Below are 15,151 nucleotides of genomic sequence, written 5' to 3'. Positions count from 1 at the left end.
CCGCTGGGATAGAAGGTGAGCATCAGCCGCAGGGTGGCGTCGGCGACGGCGCGCCCGCCGGCGTCGAAGCCGAAGTGCTCGCGCTCGTAGTCGTCCATGAGGCGCGCGAACTCGTCGTAGGTCTCCGGGACGTCGCGGATGCCCATGTGGCGGCCCAGCGCGCGGTAGTAGTTCACCGACGCGCGCAGCTCGCCGTCGGAGAGGCGGCGCTTGCCGTAGTCGTCGAGCCAGCGCTTCGGGACGACGACGAACGTGGAGAGCACGTAGAGCATCTCGTGGTTGGGGATGTCGTAGCTGCGGTGCATCTGGTTGATCCGGCGGATCGCCGCGCGCGCCTCGGGGTGCTCGAAGCCGTGGGTGAGCGGCGGCTCGAGGAGCAGCGTGGTGTCGTCGTAGCGCCGCTGGGTGGCCTCGGTGAACGCGCCGGTGTCGTGCAGGAGCCGGCCGATGCCCGGGACGGCGTAGGTGCGGAAGAGCGCGAAGGAGAGCGCCTGGTTGAAGTCCCACGGGAACTCGTGCTGCACCACGACCCGGTAGATCTCGACGTAGTCGGTCTCGGGGTCGAGTGCGAGGTTGTGGCGCCACCAGTGGTCGCGCGCGACGCCGCCGAAGCGTCGGCCGCAGATCGTCAGGCTCATGCGGGCTAAACTAGAGCACTCGCTCCATTATTGCTAGGGTCACCTCGTGCGCCGCCCCCAGCAGTCCCGCAGCGAGACCTCCGCCGAGCGGCTCCTCGACGCCGCCGCGGCGCTGCTCGCCGAGGGCGGGCTGGCGGCGGTCACCGTCGCGGCGGTCTCGGAGCGATCGGGCATCTCCAACGGCTCGCTCTACCACCGCTTCGGCGACCGCTCCGGCCTCCTCTCCGCCCTGCAGGCCCGCGAGCAGGCGTCGATGATCGAGGCGACGCGCTCCGCCTTCGCCGACGCCGACCTCGTCGCGGACCCCGTCGCCGCCGCCGCCGACCTCGCTGCTGCAGCGCTGGCGATCTTCGCCCGCCACCGCGCCGCGATGCGGGCCTTCCTCGTCGAGCTCGCCGACGACGCCGACGTCGCCGCCCGCAACGACGAGGCACGCACCGCGATCCGCGACGTCGTCACCGCCTGGCTGCGCACCCGCCTGGACGCCGACGAGCGCGCCGCCGACGACGCCTTCGCGCTGCTCTACGCCCTCGGGCTCTCCCACGCGCTGCTCGGCGCGGCCCACCTCGGGCCCGACGCCGTCGCCCGCGCCGTGCTCGGCGTCGCTCGTCCGGCGTGATCGGGGCAGATCAGGTCAGGGAGAACTGGACGTTGTCAGGGGTAACTTCCCCTGACAACGTCCAGTCTCCCCGGATATCCGGGGAAGCTGCCCCGCCTCAGCCCCGCACCACCCACCACGCCGCATAGCTCGGGACGAGCACCTCGTCGCCGCTGACGATCGGGTCGCCGGAGAGGGCGTCGTGGAGGAGCAGGCCGGGGGCGCCGGGGAGCAGGTGCTCGAGGCGCTGACGGCTGAAGGGACGCGGCTCGGGGGTGACGTTGTAGAGCGCCACCATCGCGCCGGCGGGGTGGCGGCGGACGAGGACGAGCAGGCCGTCGTCGGTGTCGAGGAGCACCTCCGGGGTGACGCTGCCGTGCAGCTGGGGCAGCGACGCGCGGGTGCGGGCGAGGTGGGCGAGGGCGGTGAAGGCCCGGCCGGCGTCGGAGTCGGGGTCGAGGCGACGGGCGCGGTCGGCGTCGGTGACCCGCGGGCGGTGGGCCCAGCGGTTGTCGTCGCCGTGGCCGGGCTCGGCGGCCCAGTCGGGGTCGTCGGGCAGGGCGAGCTCGTCGCCGCTCCAGATCACCGGGACGCCGCCCCAGCCGGCGACGACGGCGTGGGCGAGGAGCATCCGGGCGAACGCGCCGTCGGGGTCGAGCCGGTGCGCGCCGAGCCCGGAGAGCGAGGCACTGGTGCCGCTGATGCGACGGTCGCCGGTGGCGGGGTTGTGCTGGAAGACCAGGCCCTCGGCCCACGATCCGTCGAACTCGCCGCCGTACCAGTCGGAGAGGAACGCGCGGTGCAGGTGGCCGGAGAGCCCGACGGCCGCGGCGTCGGCGTCGTCGACGGCCCAGCCGATGTCGTCGTGGCAGCGCACGTAGGTGATCCAGGTGGCCGTCGACGGTTTGGCGGGCAGCGCGGCGAGCGCGTGCCGGGCCAGCCGGGTGTCGCGCGCGGCGAGCATCGACCAGATCTGCACCATCAGCGTGTTGTGGTAGGCCAGATCGCTCACGCGGCCGGCGTGCTCGCCGGTGCCGAGGTAGGCGACGAGGTCGCGCGGGCCGACGATCGCCTCGGCCTTGAAGGCCAGCGCGGGCGCGGCGATGCGGGCCACCGTGCGCAGCGCCTGGGTGATGCGGTGCACCTCGGGCTCGTTCTGGCAGGTCGTGCCGAGCCGCTTCCAGAGGAAGGCGATGGCGTCCAGGCGCAGCACCTCGACGCCGCGGTTGGCCAGCAGCAGGACGACCTCCGCGAGCTCGGCGAGCACCTCGGGGTTGGCCCAGTTGAGGTCCCACTGCCAGGAGTTGAACGTCGTCCAGACCCAGCCGTCGAGGTCGGGGTCGTGGGTGAAGCTGCCGGGCGCGAAGTCGGGGAAGACCTCCGGCACCGTGGCCTCGTAGGCGTCGGGCACCTCGCGGTCGGGGTAGACCAGGAAGTAGTCGCGGTAGCGGGCGTCGCCGGCCCGGGCGGCCTGCGCCCAGGCGTGCTCACGGGCGACGTGGTTGAGCACGAGGTCGACGACCAGGCTCATGCCGCGCTCGCGCAGCCGGCCCGCGAGCGCGGAGAGGTCGTCCATCGTGCCGAGGTCGGCGCGCACCTCGCGGTAGTCGGCCACGGCGTAGCCGCCGTCGTTGTCGCCCTCGCGCGGACGCAGCAGCGGCATGAGGTGCAGGTAGGTGACGCCGAGCTCCTGGAGGTAGTCCAGCCGCTCGCCCACCCCGGCGAGGTCGCCGGCGAACCGCTCGGCGTAGCAGGCGTAGCCGAGCTGCTCGGGACGCTGGAGCCAGTCGGGGCGCAGCAGGCGTCGCTCGTCGAGCGCGTGCAGCTCCTCGTCGCGCTCGGCGAACCCGTCGGCGGCGATCGCGACCAGGCGCGCGGCGACGGCGTCGGGGTCGGCGTAGAGCCCCTCGAGCGCGACGCGCAGGTCGGGCCACCACCGCTCCAGGCGCAGGGCGAAGGTCGTGCGGCGGTGCGCGGGGAGGGCGGCGAGGCGCGCGTCGACGGCGGCCCGCACCGCGGCGGGCACCGGCAAGGACGCTGTGACGGGGATCACCACGCGCACATCATGGCGGAACCCGCGGTCACTGGCTGGAGCCGGCCCCCTCGAGGCGGAATCCGACGCCGCGCACGGCGACGACCTTCTCGCGCACGCCGACGCTCTCGAGCTTCTGGCGCAGCCGCCCGATGGTGACGTCGAGGGTCTTGGTGGAGCCGTACCAGTTCTCGTCCCACACGTCGGCCATCAGCCGGCCGCGGGAGACGACCTTGTCGCGGTGGGAGGCGAGGATCGCCAGGACGTCGAACTCCTTGCCCGTCAGGGGCACCTCGCGGTCGCCGGAGTAGACGCGACGGGCGTCGATGTCGATGCGCAGGCCGTCGGGGTCGACCTGCTCGACGGCAGCGGCCCCGCCGACGCGGCGCAGCAGCGCCCGCACCCGGGCCTGCAGCTCGGCGACGCCGAAGGGCTTGACGAGGTAGTCGTCGGCGCCGTAGTCGAGGCCCACGACGCGGTCGAGCTCGGCGGAGCGGCCGGTGACGATCATGATCGCGCCGGTGTAGCCGCCCTCGCGGGCCTGCTTGCAGACGTCGAGGCCGTCCATGTCGGGCAGCCCGAGGTCGAGGATGACGAGATCGAGCGGCGCGAGGCCGATCTCCTTGAGGGCCGCGGCACCGCTCTCGACCGAGCGGACCTCGTAGCCCTCACGCTCGAGGGTGCGCACGAGGGGGAAGGAGATGTCCTCCTCGTCCTCCACGACCAGCACCCGCTTCGACATGGGGAAACCCTAGCGTGCGATCACGCGACGTCCGGGGCGAAGAGGTCGCCCCGGCGCGCCACCCGCTCGAGCACGTCGGTGAACCGCAGCTGCTCCAGGCCGACGGGGTCCGCGGCACCCGCCGCGACCTCGTCCCAGGTGACCGGCGCCGCGACGCAGGGCAGCTCGCGCCCCCGCAGCGAGTAGGGCGCGACGGTGGTCTTGGCCGCGGCGTTCTGCGACCAGTCGAGGAAGACCTTCCCGCCGCGACGCGCCTTGGTCATCGTCGCGGTGACCTCGCGGGGCCGCTCCCGCTGGAGGTCCTCGGCGATCTCCTTGGCCAGGGCGGTGGTCTCCTCACCGGGACGCCGGCGCGGCAGCGGGGCGTAGAGGTGCAGGCCCTTGGAGCCCGAGAGCACGGGGAGGCAGGCCAGCCCGCGGTCGGCCAGCCGCTCGCGCACCAGCAGCGCCACCTGGCAGCACTCCTGGAGCCCGGCGGGCTCGCCGGGGTCGAGGTCGACGACGAGCCGGTCGGCGCCGCGAGGACGCCCCGTCCGGTCGACGCTCCACTGATGCGCGTGCAGCTCGATGGCCGCCAGGTTGGCCAGCCAGGTGAGCGTGGCGAGGTCCTCGACCAGCGGCATCGTGAGGGTGTCCGAGCGCGGCCGCTCCCCCGTCGCGCCCCAGGCCCGCGAGCCGGTGGTGGGCACGGTGACGGTGCGCACCCACGACGGCGTGCCGGCGGGCGCGTTCTTCTCCACGAACCCGGCGTCGCCCACCCCGTGGGGCCAGCGCATGCGGGTGATCGGGCGGCCGGCCAGGTGCGGGAGCAGCACCGGCGCGATCGTGGCGTAGTAGTGCAGCACCTCGCCCTTGGTGGTGCCGGTGCGCGGGTAGAGCACCTTGTCGAGGTTGTTGATGGTCAGCGTGCGGCCCTCGACCTCGACCCGCACCGACTCCCCCGGTGCGCTCGCCGGCGTCATCCGAGGTCCTCCGGCGCGAGGTCGGCGCGCACGCCCTGGAAGGACGGCTGCCGCAGCCGCTGGTGGCCGACGCCGTGGGTCTCGACGTCGACGACGACGCGCGCCTCGACCCAGCGCGTGCCCAGCGCGTCGGCGCGCGGCACCTCGTCGGCGAAGGGGCTGGCGTCGCTCTCCAGCGGGTCGAGCAGCTCGCGCAGCCTGCGGGAGAGCGTCGTCGAGATGCCGCTGCCCACGCGGCCACGGTAGGCCAGGCCGTCCGGCGTCGGCTCGCCCACCAGGACCGCCGCGAGCCGGTCGCTCGTGCCCTCCTGCGGACGCCAGCCCCCGACGACGTACGACGCCCGGGTGCGGTGCGGCATCTTCAGCCAGTGCGGGCTGCGCTCGCCGGGGCGGTAGCGGGAGTCGCGGCGCTTGCTCACCACGCCCTCCAGCCCCTGCGCGGCGGTGGCCTCGAAGAGCATCGCGCCGTCGTCGTAGGGATCGGGCACCTGCCAGGCGCCGAGGCCGTCGTCGCGCAGGCCCTCGAGGATCGCGCGCCGCTGGGTCAGCGGGAGGTCGGTGAGGTCGCGGCCGTCGAGGCGCAGCACGTCGAAGACCATCAGCACCGCCGGTCGCTGCCGGGCCCAGCGCAGCGCCTGCTCGCGACGGCGCACGTGGATGCGCTCCTGCAGCACCCGGAAGTCCGGGACGCCGCGGTCGTCGAGGGCGATCACCTCGCCGTCCACGAGCAGGTCACGGCCCTGCGGGCCGGCCTCGGCGACGTCGGGCCAGGCCGCGGTGATGGCGTTCTCGTTGCGGCTGGTCATCCGCACGCCGCCGTCGCGGCCGACCTCGACGAGCGCGCGGACGCCGTCCCACTTCACCTCGTGGAGCCACTCCTCCCCCGCGGGTGGGCGAGTGCCCTTGGTGGCGAGCATGGGACGCATGGGTCCATCCTTGGGCCCATGCGAGCCATCTGGAAAGGCGCGGTCTCCTTCGGCCTGGTCAGCGTCCCCGTGAAGCTGTACGCCGCCACCGAGTCCCACGACGTGTCCTTCCGCCAGGTGCACGTGAGCGACGGCGGCCGGATCCGCTACCAGCGCATCTGCGCCGTCGACGGCGAGGAGGTGCCCTACTCCGACATCGCCAAGGGCTACGAGACCGAGGACGGCGAGATGGTCGTCCTCACCGACGACGACCTGCGCGAGCTGCCGTCGACGTCCTCGCGCGAGATCTCGGTGGAGAAGTTCGTGCCCTCCGAGCAGATCGACCCGATGCTGTTCGAGAAGAGCTACTACCTCGAGCCGGAGAAGGCGGGCGCGAAGCCGTACGCCCTGCTGCGCCAGGCCCTGCAGGACTCCGACCGCGTCGCGGTGGTCACCGTCGCGCTGCGCCAGCGCACGACCGTCGCGGTGCTGCGCGTGCGCGAGGACGTCATCGTCCTGCAGACGATGATGTGGCCCGACGAGGTGCGCGTCCCCGACTTCTCGGTGTCGCTGGAGGACCTCGGCGAGATCAAGGACGCCGAGGTCTCCATGGCGCGGATGCTCGTCGAGACCCTCGCCGGCGACTTCGACCCCGAGGAGTTCGAGGACGACTACGCCGAGGCCGTGCAGGCGCTGGTGAAGGCGAAGATCGAGGGCGGCGAGGTGCAGCGCACCGAGACCTCCACCAAGACCTCCGGCGAGGTCGTCGACCTCCTCGCGGCCCTGCAGCGCTCGGTGGCCGCCGCGCAGGAGGCGCGCGGCGAGGAGCCGGCGGACTCGACGCAGGCGCCGGCGAAGGCCACGAAGAAGGCCGCCACGAAGAGAACTGCGGCGAAGAAGACGGCGGCGAGGAAGGCCCCTGCCAAGAAGACCGCCGCGAAGAAGACCACCGCCAAGAAGACCGCGAAGAAGGCCAGCTGACGCCTCCGCGGCGCCGTCGTGCACGGCACCGATGAGTTCCGGTGGCGGCGGCGGTCGAAGCAGGCATGACCCTCACACCCGCCCGCCACCAGGAGGCCGCCGTGCCCGCCATGCCCGCCAGGCCCGCCAGGCCCACCGCCCCCGCTCCGGGCCAGCCCGTCTGGGCCGAGCTCTTCACCCTCGACGCCGAGCGCGCCCGCGCCTTCTATCCCGCCATCCTCGGCTGGGGCTGCACCGAGCCGAACGCGGACTTCGGCGGCTACGCGAACTTCACCCGCGGCGACGGCTGGATCGCCGGCCTCATGGGCAACACCTTCGACCCCTCGCTGCCGAGCGCGTGGACGGTCTACCTCCACACCGACGACATCCACGCCACCGTCCAGCGAGCGCGTGACGCCGGCGCCCCCGTGATCGTCGAGCCCGCCCAGGTGGGCGAGCTCGGCTGGTTCGCGCAGGTCGTCGACCCCAGCGGCGCCGCGGTCGGCGCCTGGCAGCCGGCCGCGCACCACGGCTTCTCCGCGGTGCGCGAGGTCGGCGCCCCATACTGGTTCGAGCTGCACGCCGCCCAGGGCTACGAGGAGGCGCTGGCCTTCTACCGCGACGTGTTCGGCTGCACGCTCTCGACGATGTCCGACACCCCCGACTTCCGCTACACGCAGGTCGTGCGACCCGAGGCCGGCGCCGAGATCGCCCCCGACGACGCGCTCGCCGGCGTCATGGACGCCTCCGGCTGGCCCGGCGCGGTGTCGGCCTGGCAGGTGTACTGGATGGTCGAGGACGTCGAGGCGTCGGTCGCCGCCTGTGCGGCCGCCGGCGCGCAGGTGATCGACGCGCCGCACGAGACGCCCTACGGCCGGCTGGCCACGCTCTGCGACCCCACCGGAGCCGCCTTCAAGCTCGCCGAGGCGCTGCCGGAGTCCTGAGCCGCACCCGCCCCGTCCGCGCCGCCCCGCACCGTGGCCTTCGCGGCGGCGGAGTCGGGGAAGAGCGCGTCGAAGCCGGCGAAGAGGGCGTCGCTGAGCCGGGGGGCGAGGAGGTTGAACACCTCGCCCGCCCGGCCGGCGACGACGTCGAGCGTGATCGGCCGGTCCTCCAGGGCCCGCAGGATGCGACGCGCGGCCTGCTCGGGCGTCGCGCCGCGGCCGGCGTAGGCCTCGGTCGGCGCGGTCATCGGGGTCTGCACCAGCGAGACCCGCACGTTGGTGAAGGTGACGTTCTCCGCGAAGGTCTCGCGGCCGGCGATCCTGCTGAAGGTGTCGAGCGCGGCCTTCGAGGCCAGGTAGGCGGAGAACTTCGGCGCCTTGATCTGCACGCCCCACGACACGATGTTGACGACGTGCCCGAACCGCTGGGCGCGCATCGCGGGCAGCAGCCCGAGGGTGAGGCGCACCGGCCCGAGGTAGTTGATGGCCATGGTGCGCTCGAAGTCGTGCACCCGGTCGGTGCTGAGCGCCAGGCTCCGACGGATCGAGCGGCCGGCGTTGTTGACGAGGTAGTCGACCGCGCCGTGGTCGGCGAGCAGCCGCGCGACGAGGGCGTCGATGGCCTCGGCGTCGGTGAGGTCGCAGGCGTGCCAGGTGACGGATCCGCCCTCGGCGGCGATCTCGTCGGCCACCCGCTCCAGCTCCTCGGCGCGCCGTGCCACCAGCACCACGTGGGCGCCGACGCCGGCCGCGGCGTGGGCGGTGGCCTCACCGATGCCGGAGGAGGCTCCGGTGACGACCACGACGCGTCCGCGCAGCGGGCTGGGCAGGCCGAGCGGACCGGCCACGGCCCGTCGCGCCAGCGCCGTCGGACCGGCGAGCAGCGGCGTCGTGCGCGGCAGCGTCACCGGCGCGGCGAGGACGGAGCGGACCGAGGGCAGACGCAGCGAGGACACCCCTGCAGTCTGCCCCCTCAGGACGACGGAGCCACGCGCGTCCACGGGCGAGCGGCCTCGATCTGCGCCGACAGCGAGAGCAGCAGCGGCTCGCCGTCCGTGGGTCCGACCAGCTGCACCGCCAGCGGCAGGCCGTCGGCGCCGACGCCCACCGGCACCGACGCCGCCGGGTTGCCGGCCACGTTCCACAGCGCGGCGTAGGCGATCATCGGCATCGAGCGCAGCGCCATCGTCAGCGTGCCCGCCCCGAGCACGCGCCCCTCGAGCCGCCCGACCTTCGGCGGGCGGGTGGCCAGGGCCGGGGTGAGCAGCACGTCGATGTCGTCGAAGACGCGGTTGGCGGCGACGGACACCGCCTCGGAGCGGCGCAGCGCCCAGTCGCGCACCCGCGGCGTCACCCAGCTGCCGAGCCGGTAGGTCTCGCGGGTGGTGCGCTCGAGCCGGTCGTAGTGCTCGACGCCGTCGGCCTCGCTGCGGATGCCCGCGAGGAACTGCGGGACGAACGCGGCCGTCGGGTCGGGGTAGCGCGGCTCGATCTCGCGGACGTCGTGGCCCAGCGAGGTCAGCAGGTCGACGGTCTCCCGCAGGGCCTGCACGGAGGCGGCGTCGGGACGCACGCCCCGGGCGACCGGACGCGTCGTCCAGCCGATCCGCAGCCGACCCGGCTCGCGGGCGGCCGCCTCGGCGAAGGAGTCCACCGGCCCCGCGTGGAAGAGGTCGCCGGGCAGCGAGCCGCGGATGACGTCGTAGACGAGCGCGGCGTCGGCGACGCTGCGCGCCAGCGGGCCGCAGGTGCCCAGCGCCCACCACAGGTGCGGCTCGGGCGCGCTGGTGACGCGGCCCCGCTGGGGCTTGAGGCCGTAGAGGCCGCAGCAGGCGCTGGGGATGCGGATCGAGCCGCCGCCGTCACCGCCGATGGCCACCGGCACCATGCCGGAGGAGACCGCCGCCGCGGTGCCGCCGCTGGAGCCGCCGGGCGTGTGGTCGCGACGCCAGGGGTTGCGCGTGATGCCGGTGGCGCGCGACTCGGTGAACGGCCAGGCGCCGAACTCCGGCATCGTGGTCTTGCCGATGATCACCGCGCCCGCGGCGCGCAGCCGGCGCACGACCTCGGAGTCGGCGGACGCCGGCGTGCTGTTGCCGCGCCCGCCGAAGGTCGTGACGGTGCCGGCGACGGCCAGCTCCTCCTTGATCGCCACCGGGACGCCGGCCAGCGGGCCGAGCGTGCGGCCGGCGGCCAGGGCGGCGTCGATGGCGGCCGCCTCGGCCCGCGCGCTCTCGCGCAGCACGACGGTGAAGGCGTTCAGGCCCTGCGCACCGGCGTCGAGACGGTCGATGCGCTCCAGGGCGGCCTCGAGCACCGCGGCGGCGCTCACCTCCCCGGCGGCGACGGCGGCTGCGGTCTCGATGACTCCGGCGTGTGCGTCCACACGCCGGAGTCTCACACGAGGGCCGCCGGCTCAGGCCAGGAGTCCGCGCACCACGCGCAGGCCCACCGACATCCGGGCGAGGTCGGCGGCGTCGTCGGCGCAGATCTCCTCCAGGGTGCGGGCGGCGCGGCCGATGCGCACGGCGTCGGAGTCCTCCCAGGTGGCCACCCGGGCGGTCGCCGACTCCGAGCCGTCGGTGCTCTCGAGCACCTGCTGGGTCAGGGCCACATGGACGCCGTGGAGGTCGTCGCGCAGCGCCGCGCGGGCCATCGTCTGCCAGCGGTCGTCGCGGGGCAGGCCGTAGACCCGCTCGCTGAGCGCGGGCAGGCCCAGCCGCTCGCCGAGCGCGAAGTGCACGCGGGCCACCTCGGTGGGGTCCAGGCCCAGCGCGGTGGCGACGTCGACGACGCCGAGCACCGCGTAGGCCGGCGGCAGCACCGCGATGCGCGAGGCGAGCTCGCGCGGGACGCCCTGCTCGACCAGCTCGTCGCGACGCTGGTGGTAGCCGTCGAGCTCGCGGCCGCTCATGACCTCCGGCAGCTGGGCCAGGGTCTCCTGCACCGGGGCCGCGAAGTGCTCGACCGTGGCGGCGCTGTCCAGCGGCGGCCGCCGGTGCGTGACCAGCCAGCGCGAGGCCCGCTCCACCAGCGTGCGCATCTCCAGGCGCATCCGGGTCTGCAGCTCCGCGGGCAGCGCGTTGTCGAAGGAGGCGATCTCCTGGCGCAGCGGCAGCGAGGCGTAGATCTCGCGGGCCACGAAGTTGGCGCGGGTCAGCTCGGCCGCCGTCGCGCCCGTCTCCCCCGCCAGGCGCGGCCAGAAGGTCATGCCCGCGCCGTTGACGAGGTCGTTGACCACCTGCGTCACGATCACCTCGCGCCGCAGCGGGTGCTCCTCGATCTGCGCGGCGAACCGCTCGCGCATCGCCGAGGGGAAGTAGGCCCGCAGGTCCTCGTCGAGGTAGGGGTCCTCCGGGAGGTCGGACTCCAGCAGCTCGTCGGCGAGCACGATCTTGGTCCACGAGAGCAGCACCGAGAGCTCGGGCAGGGTCAGGCCCTCCTTGCGCTCGAGGCGACGACGCACCTCGGTGCGCGAGGGCAGGCCCTCGATCTCGCGGTGCAGCACGCCGCGCTTCTCCAACGCCCGCATCCAGTCCTCGTGGACGTGGAGCAGCGAGGGCGCGGCGAACGCGGCGTTGGCCAGGGCGAGGTTCTGCTCGTAGTTGTCGCGCAGCACGAGCGTGCCGACCTCGTCGGTCATCTCGGCGAGCAGCTCGCCGCGCTGCTTGACGGTGAGGTCGCCGGCGGCGACCACCCGGTCGAGCAGGATCTTGATGTTGACCTCGTGGTCGGAGGTGTCGACGCCCGCGGAGTTGTCGATGAAGTCGGTGTTGATGCGACCCCCGGCACCGCCGTTGCCCTGCTGGGCGTACTCGACGCGGCCGGCCTGGGTGAGCCCCAGGTTGCCGCCCTCGCCGACGCAGTGGGCGCGGACGTCGCGGCCGTCGACGCGGATGGCGTCGTTGGCCTTGTCGCCGACCTCGGCGTGGGACTCCCCCGAGCCCTTGACGTAGGTGCCGATGCCGCCGTTCCACAGCAGGTCGACCGGCGCCTGCAGGATCGCGCGCATGAGGTCGGCCGGCGTCAGGTGCTCGACGTCGTCGGCCAGGCCCAGCGCCGTGCGCACCTGCGGGCTGATCGGCACCGACTTCAGGCTGCGCGAGAACACGCCGCCGCCCTCGGAGATGAGGGAGGCGTCGTAGTCGCGCCACGACGAGCGGGGCAGGGCGAACATCCGCTGCCGCTCGACGAAGGAGCGCGCGGCGTCGGGGGCGGGGTCGAGGAAGATGTCGCGGTGGTCGAAGGCGGCCACGAGCCGGATGTGCTCGGAGCAGAGCATGCCGTTGCCGAACACGTCGCCGCTCATGTCGCCGACGCCGACGCAGGTGAAGTCCTCGGCCTGGCAGTCGATGCCGCGCTCGCGGAAGTGGCGGCGCACCGAGACCCACGCGCCCTTGGCGGTGATGCCCATGGCCTTGTGGTCGTAGCCCACCGAGCCGCCGCTGGCGAAGGCGTCGCCGAGCCAGAAGCCGTAGCTCTTCGCGACGTCGTTGGCGATGTCGGAGAAGGTGGCGGTGCCCTTGTCGGCCGCGACGACGAGGTAGGAGTCGTCGCCGTCGTGCCGCACCACGCTCGGCGGCGGCACCGTGACGCCGTCGACGAGGTTGTCGGTGAGGTCGAGCAGCCCGGAGATGAAGGTGCGGTAGGACGCGATGCCCTCGGCCAGCCAGGCCTCGCGGTCGACCGTGGGGTCGGGCAGCGCCTTGGCGACGAAGCCGCCCTTCGCGCCCACGGGCACGATGACGGTGTTCTTCACCATCTGCGCCTTGACCAGGCCGAGCACCTCGGTGCGGAAGTCGTCGCGCCGGTCCGACCAGCGCAGGCCGCCGCGCGCCACCGAGCCGAAGCGCAGGTGGACGCCCTCGACCCGCGCGGAGTACACGAAGATCTCGAAGCGCGGCCGCGGCTCGGGCAGGTCGGGGATCTGCGAGGGCTCGAGCTTGAGGCTGAGGTAGTTCTTCGAGAGCCCCTCGGCGTCGGGCTGGAACCAGTTGGTGCGCAGCGTCGCCCGGATGTGGGTGAGGTAGGTGCGCAGGATGCGGTCGTGGTCGAGGCTGGCGACGTCCTCGAGCGCGGCGTGGATGCGCTCGACGAGCTCCTCCTCGCCGCCGGACTCGCGCGCCACGGTGGCCGCGGGGTCGAAGCGCACCTCGAAGAGCCGCACCAGCAGCCGGGTGATGTCGACGTTGGCGCGCAGGCAGGCCTCGAGGGACTCCTGGGCGAACGGCGAGCCGCCCTGCCGCAGGTACTTCGCGTACGCGCGCAGCACCGTGGCCTGCCGCCAGCTCAGCCCGGCGGCGAGCACCAGGCCGTTGAAGCCGTCGATCTCGTTGCGGCCCTCCCACACGGCGCGCAGGGCGTCCTGGACGAGCTGACGGGCGTGGTCGGGCAGGGCCCCGCCGTAGCGCAGGCCGAACTCGTAGACGTGCGAGGGACGCGGCAGGCCCACCAGCGCGTAGGGCCGCTCGTCGACGATCTCGACGCCGAGGCTGGCCAGCATCGGCAGCACCTCGGAGAGCGAGAGCGGCGAGCCGACCCGGTAGACCTTGAGGCGGGCCTCGCCGCGGCCGGCGTCGAGCTGCTCGTAGAGGGAGAGGTCGAGCCCCTCCTCGCCCTCGATGTCCTCGAGACGGCCGAGGTCGACGGCCGCGGTGCGCGGGCTGAAGTCCTCCTTGTAGGCCTCGGGGAACGCCTCGGCGTAGCGGCGGCCCAGACCGGCGCCGTGCTCCTCGCCGTACTCGGCGATGACGGCGCCGAGGAAGTCGTCGCGCCAGTTGCGCGAGGCCTCGGCGAGGCGCCGCTCGAGGTCGGCGGTGTCGATCTCGGGCAGCACGCCGTCCTGCGGAAGCCGGACGACGAAGTGCACGCGGGCGGTCGTGGACTCGTTGATGCGCACGGTGAACTCCACCGACTCGCCGTGGAGGCGGTCGAGGAGGATCTGGCTGAACCGCTCGCGGACCGCGGTGTTGTAGCGGTCGCGCGGCAGGTAGACGAGCACCGAGACGTAGCGGCCGTAGGTGTCGCGGCGCACGATCGCGCGGACGGCCCGCCGCTCGCGGGCCTGCATGGCGGCCAGCGCCATCGGCGTCAGCTCGTCGACGCCGGTGTGGAACAGCTCGTCGCGCGGATAGGTCTCGAGGGTGTCCATCAGCGCGCGGCCGGCGTAGGAGCGCGGGTCGAAGCCGCTGCGGCGCAGCACCTCGCCGGCCTTCTCCCGCAGCAGCGGGATGCGGGTGAGCGACTCCGCGTAGGCGGTGGAGGAGAACAGGCCGAGGAACCGGCGCTCGCCGACGACCTCGCCGGCGGCGTCGAAGGTCTTGACGCCCACGTAGTCGAGGTAGGCCGGACGGTGGACGGTGGAGCGGGAGTTGGCCTTGGCCAGCACCAGCAGGCTCCTCTCCCGCGCCCGCACCTTGACGGCGTCGGGCAGGCGGTCGAAGGAGGCCGAGAGGTCCTGGTCGGCGCGCAGGATGCCCAGGCCGGTGCCGGGGACGGCGCGCAGCGCCTCGTCGACGCCCTCGCCGCCGTGGCCGGGCAGCTCCTCGAGGAGGTACTCGCGGTAGCCGAGGAAGGTGAAGTGGTCGTCGGCGAGCCACTCGAGCAGCTCGGCGCCCTGACGGACCTCGTCGGCCTCCAGGGGCGGCGGCGTGGCGCGCAGCTCCTCGACGACGTCGAGCATCCGCTGGCGGGTGCGCGTCCAGTCCTCGACGGCCTCGCGGACGTCGCGCAGCACGCGCTGGACGGCCTCGACGATCGGGGGGACGTCCTCGCCCTCGGGCAGGCGGTCGATCTCGACGTGCATCCACGACTCGCGCAGGGTGTCGCCGTCGGGGCGCACCGAGCCGTCCTCGACGGGCTCGAGGTCCTTCAGCGCGCCGGTGACGTCGCGGCGGACGTCGAAGTGCGGGTGGATCACCAGGTGCACGTCGCGGCGCTGACGGCCCAGCTCCATCGTCAGGCTGTCGACGAGGAAGGGCATGTCGTCGGTGACGACCTCGACGACGCTGTGCCCGCCGGCCGACCAGCCGTGCTCGGCGAGGGTCGGAGTGAGGACGCGCACGCGCGCGGTGCCCTGCGGACGCTCGCCGGCGAGCCGGTGCTGGCTGGCGAAGGCGCCCCAGACGTCGGTCTCGGTGCGGCCGGCGAGATCCTCGGCCGCGACGTGCTGGTAGTAGCCGCCCAGCAGCTCGGCGATCGCGGCGTGCGGCGGACCGCCGCTGCCGGTGCCGGAGCGCGCGGCCTCCGCGGCCCGCTGGACGAGGTCGGACAGGTCTGGATCATGCGTCGCCATTGACACGCCCTTCACGCTAGGGCCTGGCTTCGCGCAGGTCCACGCGGGGTCCCGGGTGGGGGGGGGGGGGGGGGGG

At 73.9% G+C, this 15,151-nt stretch carries 11 protein-coding genes; 3 read left to right on the top strand and 8 right to left on the bottom strand.

Going from position 1 to position 15,151, the window contains the following annotated elements; translation table 11 throughout:
- A partial coding sequence (locus tag ACZDWJ_RS18790) for an oxygenase MpaB family protein (protein WP_463523540.1) occupies nt 1-638 on the bottom strand: 638 nt, incomplete at its 3' end.
- A 46-nt stretch (nt 639-684) separates the two neighbouring features.
- On the opposite strand from ACZDWJ_RS18790, the gene ACZDWJ_RS18785 reads away from it, so the two are divergent.
- Nucleotides 685-1,257 (top strand): TetR/AcrR family transcriptional regulator, encoded by a 573-nt coding sequence (locus ACZDWJ_RS18785; RefSeq protein WP_463523538.1) that lies wholly within the window; start codon nt 685-687, stop codon nt 1,255-1,257.
- Between the two features lie 97 nt (nt 1,258-1,354).
- On the opposite strand, the gene ACZDWJ_RS18780 is transcribed toward ACZDWJ_RS18785, so the two are convergent.
- Genes ACZDWJ_RS18780 through ligD (ACZDWJ_RS18765) form a run of 4 tightly spaced genes read right to left on the bottom strand, consistent with a single transcriptional unit; the run spans nt 1,355 to nt 5,898 of the window.
- Nucleotides 1,355-3,292: an alpha-amylase family protein gene (locus ACZDWJ_RS18780; RefSeq protein ID WP_463523536.1), complete on the bottom strand. Its 1,938-nt coding sequence runs from the start codon at nt 3,290-3,292 to the stop codon at nt 1,355-1,357.
- 25 nt (nt 3,293-3,317) lie between these two features.
- The gene (locus tag ACZDWJ_RS18775) at nt 3,318-4,010 is read right to left on the bottom strand and encodes a response regulator transcription factor (RefSeq protein ID WP_463523534.1); all 693 of its coding nucleotides are present in this window, start codon (nt 4,008-4,010) and stop codon (nt 3,318-3,320) included.
- Nucleotides 4,011-4,030: 20 nt separating this feature from the next.
- Entirely contained in the window at nt 4,031-4,972 is a 942-nt protein-coding gene (ligD, locus tag ACZDWJ_RS18770; RefSeq protein ID WP_463523532.1) for a non-homologous end-joining DNA ligase, read from the bottom strand.
- Nucleotides 4,969-5,898, bottom strand: coding sequence for a non-homologous end-joining DNA ligase (gene ligD / locus ACZDWJ_RS18765; RefSeq protein ID WP_463523530.1), 930 nt, complete (start codon nt 5,896-5,898; stop codon nt 4,969-4,971). Before ligD (ACZDWJ_RS18765) ends, ligD (ACZDWJ_RS18770) begins: the two co-directional genes overlap by 4 nt.
- A gap of 18 nt (nt 5,899-5,916) precedes the next feature.
- Here ligD (ACZDWJ_RS18765) and ku point away from each other — a divergent pair, with 18 nt between their 5' ends.
- Together ku and ACZDWJ_RS18755 are read left to right on the top strand one after the other, a co-directional pair.
- Nucleotides 5,917-6,858 carry a non-homologous end joining protein Ku gene (gene ku / locus ACZDWJ_RS18760; protein WP_463523528.1) on the top strand — a complete coding sequence of 314 codons (942 nt, stop codon included), beginning with the start codon at nt 5,917-5,919 and terminating at the stop codon, nt 6,856-6,858.
- A 65-nt stretch (nt 6,859-6,923) separates the two neighbouring features.
- Nucleotides 6,924-7,781, top strand: a complete 858-nt coding sequence (locus ACZDWJ_RS18755) for a VOC family protein (RefSeq protein WP_463523526.1) — start codon at nt 6,924-6,926, stop codon at nt 7,779-7,781.
- On the opposite strand, the gene ACZDWJ_RS18750 is transcribed toward ACZDWJ_RS18755, so the two are convergent.
- The 3 genes from ACZDWJ_RS18750 to ACZDWJ_RS18740 are packed head-to-tail and all read right to left on the bottom strand — an operon-like array spanning nt 7,706 to nt 15,075.
- The gene (locus ACZDWJ_RS18750) at nt 7,706-8,737 is read right to left on the bottom strand and encodes an SDR family NAD(P)-dependent oxidoreductase (RefSeq protein ID WP_463523524.1); all 1,032 of its coding nucleotides are present in this window, start codon (nt 8,735-8,737) and stop codon (nt 7,706-7,708) included. The two genes, ACZDWJ_RS18755 and ACZDWJ_RS18750, sit on opposite strands and share 76 nt — an antisense overlap.
- 17 nt (nt 8,738-8,754) lie before the next feature.
- Complete coding sequence (locus ACZDWJ_RS18745) at nt 8,755-10,167, bottom strand: amidase (RefSeq protein ID WP_463523522.1); 1,413 nt, start codon at nt 10,165-10,167, stop codon at nt 8,755-8,757.
- 30 nt (nt 10,168-10,197) lie between these two features.
- Nucleotides 10,198-15,075 (bottom strand): NAD-glutamate dehydrogenase, encoded by a 4,878-nt coding sequence (locus ACZDWJ_RS18740; RefSeq protein ID WP_463523544.1) that lies wholly within the window; start codon nt 15,073-15,075, stop codon nt 10,198-10,200.
- Between the last annotated feature and the right edge of the window lie 76 nt (nt 15,076-15,151).

It is taken from the genome of Nocardioides sp. B129/18, from assembly GCF_055282735.1.
Note: the sequence above shows the minus strand (reverse complement) of the source record. Positions and strands in the feature narration are given on the sequence as shown.